The organism is Nitrosomonas sp. (assembly GCF_043753625.1).
Classification (GTDB): Bacteria; Pseudomonadota; Gammaproteobacteria; order Burkholderiales; family Nitrosomonadaceae; genus Nitrosomonas.
In genome coordinates this window covers 1-11,570 of record NZ_JAYUWI010000099.1, presented here as the reverse complement: position 1 = coordinate 11,570, position 11,570 = coordinate 1, and the positions used below count along the sequence as shown (strand labels likewise).

At 45.6% G+C, this 11,570-nt stretch carries 7 protein-coding genes and 1 pseudogene; 7 read left to right on the top strand and 1 reads right to left on the bottom strand.

All coding sequences use genetic code 11. From position 1 onward, the window contains the following. A pseudogene (locus tag ACH10T_RS08895) lies at positions 1-173 on the top strand (IS1595 family transposase); the annotation flags it as partial. Between the two features lie 192 nt (positions 174-365). Here the strand turns inward: ACH10T_RS08895 and ACH10T_RS08890 are convergent. Continuing rightward, positions 366-524 (bottom strand): hypothetical protein, encoded by a 159-nt coding sequence (locus tag ACH10T_RS08890; protein ID WP_394808940.1) that lies wholly within the window; start codon positions 522-524, stop codon positions 366-368. A gap of 146 nt (positions 525-670) precedes the next feature. Between ACH10T_RS08890 and ACH10T_RS08885 the strand changes: the two genes are divergently transcribed. The 6 genes from ACH10T_RS08885 to ACH10T_RS08860 all read left to right on the top strand — a co-directional run bounded on the left by ACH10T_RS08885 (position 671) and on the right by ACH10T_RS08860 (position 11,375). Then, complete coding sequence (locus tag ACH10T_RS08885; protein WP_394808939.1) at positions 671-1,108, top strand: hypothetical protein; 438 nt, start codon at positions 671-673, stop codon at positions 1,106-1,108. A gap of 13 nt (positions 1,109-1,121) precedes the next feature. Beyond that, positions 1,122-4,253, top strand: coding sequence for a hypothetical protein (locus ACH10T_RS08880; RefSeq protein ID WP_394808938.1), 3,132 nt, complete (start codon positions 1,122-1,124; stop codon positions 4,251-4,253). After that, positions 4,223-6,538, top strand: coding sequence for a calcium-binding protein (locus ACH10T_RS08875; RefSeq protein WP_394808937.1), 2,316 nt, complete (start codon positions 4,223-4,225; stop codon positions 6,536-6,538). Before ACH10T_RS08880 ends, ACH10T_RS08875 begins: the two co-directional genes overlap by 31 nt. A 24-nt stretch (positions 6,539-6,562) precedes the next feature. Next, complete coding sequence (locus tag ACH10T_RS08870; protein ID WP_394808936.1) at positions 6,563-8,425, top strand: putative Ig domain-containing protein; 1,863 nt, start codon at positions 6,563-6,565, stop codon at positions 8,423-8,425. A gap of 685 nt (positions 8,426-9,110) precedes the next feature. Next, complete coding sequence (locus ACH10T_RS08865; RefSeq protein ID WP_394808935.1) at positions 9,111-9,689, top strand: PEP-CTERM sorting domain-containing protein; 579 nt, start codon at positions 9,111-9,113, stop codon at positions 9,687-9,689. Positions 9,690-10,799: 1,110 nt separating this feature from the next. Next, entirely contained in the window at positions 10,800-11,375 is a 576-nt protein-coding gene (locus ACH10T_RS08860) for an FxDxF family PEP-CTERM protein (RefSeq protein ID WP_394808934.1), read from the top strand. The last annotated feature ends 195 nt before the right edge of the window (positions 11,376-11,570 follow it).

The following is an 11,570-nucleotide window of genomic DNA, read 5'->3' as shown; positions in this document are numbered from 1 at the left end:
GCCGGCTCAGACAATGGATGGCGAAGTTCCATGGTGTAGCAATACGCTATCTTGCGAATTATCTGGGGTGGCATAGAATGATTGACCGTCTCGGTCAGAATGTCACACCAACCCTTTGTTTCCTAATGTCACTTGGAAAAACAAGACAATTTCAACAGTTAACTACTACATAGCCTTAATTATCATCGATGTACTCGCATTCGATGCCTTCGGTGATACCGAGTCATACCCTTAAAAACATGAATGGGTATACTCTCTAGGCAGCATTATCTTACCTTCCTGGTTAAATTGTCTTAGCTGAAGCCCAACAAACAGAATACTAGATTGTTTTGGTTTGTACCGATGATGTCATTCGAACGGTTAATTCATTCAGGCTGAATCAAACCAAAATATAACATTGAAACCCTAACGACAACGATTATCTGGCGGCGTGATTCAGTTGGCGCTTTTCCCAGTGTTCTTTGCGCCGATGCAATCGGTCTTTCAGGAACGGTTTTTGCTAATAAGGTAACCAGGAGAACCATTCTTACGATCCGTATTACCGGAATCACAAACCCAGAGTAAAGAGCAGTTGAAAAGTGACCGTTATTTCCAGCAATTACCGTAACTTGCTACTGAATGGATGGATTCTGGCGACAGATCTTGCCACTGACCAATGGAGGCTTGCCACATGAGAAAAATCATTTTGTTTTTGCTTGTTTCATTGACCGTTTATGCAGCTTTTTTTACAGAAAAAGACAGGCTGGATAGGGAGGTAGAAAGGCTTTGTGCGATTGATGGTGGGATCAAGGTGTATGAGACGGTGAAGTTGCCGGCCGAGAGATTTGATCAGTATGGGCAGATATCAATTCCGTTTAAAGAAAATATCAAGCCTGAGGATGATTATTACTACGAATCATCCACGGTCTATCTTATTAAAGGAAATCCGGAATTGAGGCAATATCGTTCCGAAATATATCGACGATCAGATGATATATTACTTGGTGAATCAGCTAGTTATGCAAGAGTTGGCGGAGATATGTCGGGCCCTTGGCAACCTTCGTCACTTATGTGTCCTGAGGATGAAGGTTTTAATAACCTGATGAAACTAATTTTTATTAGAAACTGAGGAGGAATAGGAAATGAATCAATTTGTTGATTATTTCAAGCAAGCTGAATTAGCTTTAGCTGCCTATGCGAAGAGTTTGGAAACTGGTCGCCTGGCTATTGAAAAATTACAGAACGCAGAATTTTCCGATAGCCAAGCCCACACCTTTGCTGATAACTACAACGTAGTTGACCAATTCAACGATGCAGCTACAGGCTTATCAGCAACGGTGTTTGCCGATGCTGACAACAATACCTTTCTTGCTGTCCGTGGCACTGAACCTACTGATATCAGAGATTTTGCAACGGGGGTTTTTGACATCATGCTGTATGGTAGTACACAACTTCATCCTCAATACGATAGTCTTAAAACCAAAGTTGCTGAGTGGTTAGGAAATGGGACGTTATCTCCGACATTCACGGTCACTGGGCACAGCATGGGTGGTTTTCTGGCAACAGGTCTTGTTGATGATCCTGATTTTTCCAATAATGCTTCACATGCGTATCTATACAATACACCAGGATTAGGCGGTTTTCTTGGTCCTTCCATAAATACCGTGCTGGGTTGGATGGGTCTTGCCGAAGCATATGATGTATCAAAAATCAGTAACATAGAAGCCTCGATAGGATTAAGCCCAATTGCAGGTTTGGGTTTTGATGTCGCTCCTCCGGTTGATATCAATATCGAAGACCAAATGGCTTCGGATATCAGCAATCCTCCCGGTGCGCGCAACCACAGCCAGCAAGTATTAACTGATGCGCTAGGCATTTATTCAGCCTATTCCCAGTTGGCGCCCAACCTGAATCAGGAACAACTCAGCAAATTGATCGATTCCTTCGGATCCACTAAGGATGTTGCAAGCGCCTCCAATAGTAAAACCCTCGAATCCGCTCTCGATGCTTTGCGCACCATTTTGCTCAATCCTGCGGGCGGTAAGATTGATTTGGGTGAGAATCAGAAAACTGAAACAGGCAATCGTGACAAGTTTTATACAAATCTTTATGAATTACAGAACAGTACCCAGTTTAAAGATTTGATAGGCAAAGTCCAGTTGACGTTGCTATCCGATCTTTCTGCCAGCAATATCATCACTAAGATTGAAAGCGATAGTCAGCAGGGTCTAGCTGCCCGCTTTGCATTGGTTGCACTTAATCCTTTTATTCTTGAAGGGGAAAATATTGATTATGGTGCTTTCAATACAAATGGCGCTTTGAATCGCTTCAATCCGGAGACTGGTACGGGCACGTTGACATCATCATACCTGGTTGATCGCATGACGATGTTGATACGCAAAAATTGGTTCAATATCGAAGACAAGAACCCGCTTGATTCCAGTGTTACGTTCAACTCAAGTAATCATAGCTATCAGAATATCAATGATTATTTTGAAGATGTCACTTCGGGTTACAAAATTTCACAAGGCGAGTTATCAGGAAAAACTCCGCGCTATTTCTTCGGTGGTGATGGCGTGGATAATCCTGCTGCATCGACGGTTGAAGACCATTTTTATGGCGGTGGTGGAGATGACACGCTTAACGGCCGCGAAGGCAATGACTATCTCGAAGGCGGTGCCGGTTCTGACACTTATGTTGTTAACCCCGGGGATGGTTTTGATACGGTGTTCGACGTTGATGGTCTGGGTGTCATTAAATTCGGCACTGTGGTAGCTGAGGGCAGGAATGGCGTAACTGAGGGTAAGAATTGGGTCAAAATTGGCAATGGCTGGATGGATAAGGAAAACAGTCTTGTCTATTTGCTCAGCACGCAACCCAACGGTACGCAAGATCTCCTAATCAGCTTTGTTACCGGCGCAGATAGTGCTAGGACAGTGGTGAAGAGTTGGCGCGATGGCAATCTGGGTATCACCTTGGGAGACAATACATTACCTGATACCTCCGTACTTGATCGTACCATCGTTGGCGACTTGAAACCTGAAGATCCACTCAGAGTCGATGAGCTCGATAATGTTGTCGTAGGTGCAGATGAATTACCCAATCGGGAGGATGCGCTTTATGGAAGCGCTGGAAACGATCTGATCCAGAGTTTGGGCGGCAGCGACGATGTAGATGGTAAAGATGGCGCAGATCGAATTGAAGGCGGAGCCGGGCAGGATATCCTGAACGGCGGTTTGGGTGACGACATCGTGTTAGGCGGTGCTGATAACGACATCATTACAGGGCTTGAAAACAACGATCGATTATTTGCAGAAACTGAATACACGCTTGATGACGCATATACACTAGGAAAAACTCAGGCGGGCAGCGGACAACGTGGTGACCTGCTGGATGGCGGACTAGGTAATGATACTGTCATCGGTGATGCCGGCGATGACATTCTGATGGGCGGTATGGGCAAAGATGTGCTGATGGGGTTGGGCGGGAACGATACGATTGAAGGTGACAACAATATCGGATTGGCCGATCGCAACTGGTCAATCAGTCGTACGGTCAATAATCAGGGTGGCACAACTGTATACAACCGGAACTACAATTTCAATGTTGTTGAAGCAAATAATGGTGCCGGGGATGATGACATGATCTATAGCGGTGCCGGAAATGACTGGGTGTTTGCACAAGGGGGTGACGATTTTGTGGATGCAGGTGCAGACAATGATGTTGTTTTTGGTGAGGCGGGCAATGACACGATTCTGGGCCAGAGCGGAGACGATTTCTTAGCAGGGGACAGACTGAGTCTGGATACGTCCCTGCATGGCGATGATTATTTGAATGGCGGTGATGGAAGCGACAAGCTATGGGGCGGAGGCGGCTCAGATTATCTGGCGGGTGGAAAAGGTAATGATATTCTTTCGGGGGATGATGGAGATGCTCCGGTGGAATACCAGGGTGATGATCTGTTGGATGGCGGAGAAGGTAATGACGATCTGATTGGCTGGGGCGGTAATGATACGCTTATCGGTGGTGCCGGTAATGATATTCTTCGTGGCGGATTGGGAGATGACACTTATTCCGGCGTGGAAGCGGGTGATTCGATTGATGACCTGGAAGGGCGCAATACCATTTTTCTAGCAGAAGATGCTGCTGTATCAGCGGCTTCGTTTGCTAAAGCCAAGACTGTATCGATGAACTCGCTGGGTACAGCCAGCACTACACCGGCGACTGAGCCCTCCAGTGCAACATGGTTGGGGGATCCGGTATTTTACAAATAACCCTCGGAAATGGCAAAACGCTTGATCTAGCTGGTGCGCTCTATGGTATGGACGCCCAGATATATTCTGAACACGGCTCCAAAGGAATCGATCTGGAATCCTGGGTGAGTGAGAATTTGTCCGAAGATGTGGTCTTAAGTCTGAAATCGGTGGCGTATTTCGGACAACCCGTTACGCATGCCTATAGTGGTTCCGGTAATGATCTAATACAGGGGGATGTTTATGATGACACCATTAAGAGCTATGGCGGCAACGATTATATTCTGAGTGGTGCGGGTAAGGATCTGCTTGTGGGTGGTTCGGGCAACGATGCTTTGTATGGACAGGCTGGCGCCGATACCCTGCAGGGTGGCTTGGGTACCGACCGGTTAACGGGTGGCAGCGGTGCCGACACTTATATGTTCGAGCTGGGTGATGGCGCTGACATCATTGCGTCGGCTGATATCAGCGATGCAGAAAATGATGAAGTCCAGCTAGGGGCTGACATTGCTGCAAGCGATCTACGGTTTTTCCGGTTGGCCGATGACAGTCTGCTCATACGCATTGCAGGCACTCAGGATAGTATTCTGTTCGAAAGTTGGTTTGCAAACGGGCCAAATATAACAACACTGCGCCTGAAAGATAATTCGCGGATGGATGCCAGCGAAATCAGTGCACTCGCAGCCGATGTTTTTGGCGGTACGGCAGGCGACGATGTGCTGATAGGGACAATTGCTGACGATCACATTGAAGGCTACGCAGGCAATGATATTCTCGACGGCGGCGTAGGTAATGACATGCTCGTAGGCGGTGATGGCAACGATACCTATCTTTTTGGTTGGATGTCGGCAGGAAACGATGTGGCGGTGGAATCGCCGGAAGGCATAAGCGTCATTGCGCTGACAGAGGGAACGACACTGGCCGATCTTCGGCACGAACGCACAGGGAACGATTTGATTCTGACGCTGCACGGCGGTGGTGCGACGTTGACATTGAAGGATTATTTTGTGTTGCCACATGTTTGGATGCTCCGCGAAGAAAGCGGTGCGGCAATTAGTGTAGCCGATTGGTTCGCTTTGCCAGAACCTGATACCGATATTGCACAGTTACAAGCCGATTTTTTAGAAACAGTGCGTGCGCAATGGACAAATGATTTGCAGAGTAACCGGTACGATACAAATTCTGGCCCTTACACACGGGTGGACGGTGCAATCTACCGTACTGAATCAGTGTCTGCCAATGAAACAAAAATTGTGCTGCAACATTTCATACTAGTGGAGACTACTGCGGATACTGCCGTAATCCAACGGCAATCTGATAGCCATGATTCTTCCAGTATTACTGTTGAGCTACTCAACACATCGCTTCCTGGCACCCCAGTAGTGAATCTACCAGTGGAACGGCAATTTATACCTTTTTCCGAATGGATTCAACGATTACGTGAAATGGGTGCGGTAGGAATGAGCATTGAGGGCCTAATACCTGTGTATGAAAGTGGTGTAATTGTCGGTTTCATAACAGAGGATCAGGTTTCAATGACGCCGATACTTGAGGTAGTTCAGAGCTATCGACAAACTACTACGACCATTAACACTCAGGTTGAGCGTATTCAGGGCGGCAACAGCGATAATGTGATCGAAGGTTATAAACACGGTAATGGTTACCAGTATAACACTGGGCATGGGCAAAGCAACATTACATCCGCGAGTGAGATTTCGATGATCGATGGGGGCGGAGGCAACGATATTCTTTATGCGTCGGGCAAAATTGCGCTCAATAATGAGATGTATTACTTCACCGACACCGCAATGAATATCGGCGGGTTTCTCTATGGAAATGCGGGAAGTGATATGCTTTATGGTAACGATGCCAGAGACACGCTGGTGGGTGGCGACGGGAATGATATTCTGAATGGCGGATTCAGCCAGGATACCTATGTTATGTTTGCCGGCGAGTTGGGAGTCGATACGATTTGGGATACAGGAACACAAATGTGGCAGATTGGGAGTTCTAATAGTGACGACATTTATTCTCATCTGAATTACACATTGCAACCGAAACCTATTGCGCAAGATATTCTTCGCTTGTTGGGTATTAATTTCGACGATGTTACTTTTACATGGGGAGAACATTTAATCGAAGGAATGCGCGCTGTCAGATACACAGACGAGAACCCTGAGTCTATAGAAGCGCTGCAAACTCTGACTATACATGCGGTACTTACTATAAAATGGACAGGCGGTGGCGTCAAAATTATCCTGCCGAATTCGACCGATCTGCCGGGTATAGGGCTAGAGCGCGTTTAATTTGGTGATGGTGTGGTGATGACGATGGCGGAACTAATTGCGATTGCCGGTCCTGTGCCTACTCTTAATCCTCAAGAACAGGATAATATCATTGCCGGTCAAGATACAAACGACGTGATTTATGGCGAAGCTGGCAATGACACGCTGGCGGGTGGGGATGGCGCCGATTTTGTGAGCAGTGGGGCAGGCAACGATACCCTGACGGGCGGCGCTGGTAATGACACGTATTTGTTTAGCAAAGGATCAGGCCAGGATACGATTAACAGTTATGACGCGACCGCTGGAAAGATTGATACGGTGCGATTTGACTATGGCATTACTTCGGATAAGGTGCACATTAGTCGCTCCGGTAATGACCTGATACTCGCCATCATGGGTACTACGGACGTCCTTACGATCCAGAATTACCTGGAGAATGACGGAGTCACTCCTTTCTCAGTTGAGCAGATCAATTTCAGAGAAAATGGTATGGTTTGGGATCTGTCCACGATTAAAGAAAAATTGGAAAGCAATAAGGCGCCTGAGTTATCAATTGCGCTTCCAGACCAGAAAGCAATTAAGGGAAGTGCCTTCAGCTACACTGTGAATCCCAATGCATTTACCGATCCGGATGTTGGCGACATACTTACTTACAGTGCCACGCTGGTTGATGGCAACCCTTTGCCGCTATGGCTCAGTTTTGATTCGGAAACAAGCACATTTAGTGGCACGCCTGATGCATTCGGAACATTTAGTATGATTGTGACTGCAACAGATATCGGCAATTTGAGGGTTTCGGATCGCTTCGATATCGATGTCAGTGACCTGGGCATGATAATCAATGGCGCATTGGGCTCTGACACACTGAATGGCGGCGCTGGTAACGACATACTCAACGGCCTAGCCGGTAATGATATCTTGAATGGTAATGCTGGTAATGATCGACTTAATGGAGGTGCGGGTAACGATACGATGACGGGTGGAACGGGCGACGATATTTATGTGATAAATAGCGCATTGGATGTTGTTATTGAGAACTTTGATGAGGACGTCGATACCATTCGATCTTCTATTTCTTACATGCTGGGTGCCAATGTTGAGAATATCCATCTGACCGGTGTCGGTTTTATCGGCGGGGTGGGTAATGAGTTAGATAATGAGCTAACTGGTAACGGCGCCAGCAATATGCTGACGGGTAAGTCAGGCAATGACAAGCTGGATGGCAGAGAAGGCGCTGACATGATGATCGGCGGTAGCGGTGATGATAATTATGTGGTGGATAACATCAGGGATGCGGTCATCGAACTGAATGGCGAAGGAATTGATAAAGTGAGATCAAGCATCAGCTTTACGTTAAGCGCAAACATCGAGGATCTTGTTTTGACTGATAGTATCGCGATCAATGGAATCGGTAACGAACTGAACAACAATTTAACCGGCAATAGTGTCGGCAACACGTTGCGAGGTGAAGCGGGAAATGACCGGCTCAATGGCAGGAAAGGCACCGATACACTGATAGGCGGAAGCGGTAATGATATCTATATTTTTGGACGAGAATATGGAATGGATACTTTGATTGAGAATGATTCCGCAGCCGGTAATATTGATACGATGCGATTCCTCCCGGGCATTAGTGCTGACCAGATATGGTTTCAACATGTCGGAAATAATCTGGAGGCAAGCATTATAGGAACAACTGATAAAATAGTGATTAATGACTGGTACCTCGGATCGGCCAATCACATCGAGAGATTTAGAACCTCTAACGGCATGGTGCTTCATGATAATCAGGTGAATGATCTGGTCAATGCGATGGCGGATTTTGATCCGCCTAAAATTGGAGAAACTACCCTGCCAGGGAATTACGCATCTATCCTGGATCCGGTGATTGCTTCCCTTTGGGTTTAAATTGTCTTGCTTAGGTATAACTGATAGGGGTTGCTGCATCGGTTTATGTCCTTGTCGCCATTATTGAAAATGCGCTTCAACATGTGGAATGCCACGTTACATACTGTTATAAATCCTTACTTTCACTTTGTTCGAGAAGATGTCAGTCGAGCGATGCGTTCCGGATAGGTACTGCAATTCAATTGAATTTATTATGATTTAAACAGGTTTCGACGGATTCTATTTGTATTCTATAAACACAAGTCTCAATAAGATAATCCTTCAAGTCAATTGATTGGGAAGTTGATAAATCCTCTGACACACTAGGAAAGGTAGCGTATTTCCGGAACGAGTTGTGAGAATTTGGGGAGTATGTAGTAACCGCAAAATCTGCTGCATGGTTTTTTAATCTTTGACTGGAATTGGATGAAAGCCAGAAGCAAGTACACACACTGATCCGGCCTGAATGATGCTGCTTTGCAAGCGTTTCAAACTCATGTCTCAGCACAAGTTTTAGTATTGGGAAAAAGATTGTATTACAATGAGCCGTGGCCTGATTCTCCTATCTGGCTCAACAAGTTATTCGAAAACCTGTATCCTAATTAGGCATGAATCGGGCTGCCGCACTGTCTCGGCAACGGGACAGGAGTGAGTCGATCTCATGAATAGACCATCAACGATTATGAAATCCTTTTGGAGGAACCTCATGAACACAAAACTAACAAAATTTAAGCACGCTGCCCTCTTCCTCGTGGGAATTTCTGCAGCATCAATCCCTGCAATGGCTCGGGCGGACTGGTGGATGACCGGGCTGGGCGGCATTGGTGGATCTGACAGTCTCGCCGCCGGCATCAATGATTCCGGGCAAGTTGTGGGGGTTTCTTCCAGTGGTTCTGGTCAGTATCACGCCTTCATCACGGGTCCTAACGGCACCGGCATGACCAGTCTGGGTGAATTCACCAGCAAAGCCTTCGCCATCAATGATTCTGGAGAAGTGGTAGGAAGAGATATTTTTGGGCATGCTTTTCTCTATAGTCACGGTGTAATGACCGATCTTAGTTTACTGGATCCTTTCGTAACAGGCGGATGGAGCGACATTTATGTCCTCGATATCAACAACCATGGCCAGATGGTTGGGTATGGTCACCACAATAATTTCCCAGAAGCTTTTTTACTGTCTTACACTCCCCCTCCAATCCCAGAGCCTGAAACCTATCTCATGTTGTTGGCCGGTTTAGGGCTGGTTGGATTGATGGCAAGGCGCAGAAAGGCAGCAAACATGTAATGCAGATTGCTATTTAATCCGAAACGAGCGCGTTGGTTCTCGTTTTTCCCTGGATTGATCAATGCGCCTCTGAGTAACTGTCATTTCGAGCACAGCGGGAAATCTATCCAGTTGATTTCAAAGATTCCTAATTGTGTTCGGAATGACAAAGATGCTTTATTCAGAGCTTCCTTCAATTGTTACCTGTCGCATGAGAAAAAAGAAGTGAAAAGTGCAGTTTATGCTTAATAAATGAGCATTTTGAGTCTGTTTTTAACACCGCAGCGGCAACGCAGATAGTTTTTCAACGTATATGGGCTCCTCCCGTTTTGCCAGCAAAATTGGTGATGATTTTAAGGTGCAACTGCTTCCGTATATCCGGTTTCTCGTTGGGTAGCTTTACTATCCGAGCCATGATGGATTTCTCGCGTAAGATTCAAATCGGCCTGACGGCTTTGCCTTGTCATGCATCGGACAGGGAGCCTGTTGAAAAGACTGAATTACTTACGTCGGTCTAACCTATTTGCCATCTTCATTTTGCTACCCTGCCTTCCTGTAAGACTCGCCACAACTCAATATCGACCATGCAATACGTGAGTTCTTATTGGTTAATGCTGCCGTCGCAATGTTTTTGTTGCGCCGCATGGCCAGATTCTTTACCTAGCGGCTTCGTCCATCCTCTTTATTTTTGGCTTCCCGGGTACTACTGACCTGACGCATATCAAAACCTCATCAACCTGCAAGGGAATCAGAAAAAGATGCCATTTGATTCTTTAGATGCCAGATTTAACTCAATCCCCACTTCTTATTTTTGATCATTGCACTCTCCGATTAACAATGCGAGAGCCTATACCTGCTCAGTTTGCCGCACTCATTTAATGTAGAGAATTCAAATAATTTATCACGGGGCATAGTACAAATGTACTAGCAATAGGCGAGTTAATGTACTAATAAAAAAGGATAATGTTCCTATAGCTGAAAAAAAATATATGTTTACAATGCAGGCTGTGCGGAAATGATTAGAAGCTATAAAGTATCAATGCTTACCGCCTATGTGTGAGACGTTACTTATACACTTGTAATTGAGACTGATTGAATTAATTTTTTTTAACTCACCCGGAGAATTTGAAAATGAAAAATAACTTTAAACTGAAATTACTAGCAGCAGCTGTTTTGATGGCAAGTGGCGTAGCACATGCAGGCAGTGCTTTCCTGAATGGTAGTGCAACAGGAGGCAACGGTTCAGAAGCAAATCCATATAGCTTTGGTGCAGTGGGCGCATCTGTTAGCGCACTCTTTGTGAATGTAGGCGGTCCTGCAAATGGATTTTTCGAAGAATATGCAAACTTCACCATTCCAACATTATCAAGTACTTCTGGTTCTGCTAATGCGTACGCACTAAATTTCATGGGTATTAATGTGCTAGATATTCAAAATTTGGTAGTTGAAGTATGGAGTAACACTCATCCAGGCGGATCAACTTTATACACCACATTCACTGGAGACAATTTAAACCACGCATTTGGTAATTTAGCTGCTGGTCAATATCACCTTGATATTAGTGGTAACTTTGGCCCTAACGCTTTTGGTGGGCAATATGCAGTTGCGCTGCAAGCATTACCTGTACCAGAACCAGAGACATACGCGATGCTCTTGGCCGGTCTTGGTTTAGTTGGTTTCTCAGCGCGTCGTCGCAAAGTCGCTTAAATAAACTGATACTAGAGACCACAGAGAAATGAAACTTCTCTGTGGTTTTTCTGTTTTCTGGACTCCCGTTTTCACTATTCACCGTAATCGATTTTATATCGACGCTATCTTTGTCTTTTATTTGAGAGGAATTGGTAACTATTCGCTCTCCAAAAATAATTAGAAAGATACCTGACAGGTTTTTGAGTGAGAAAA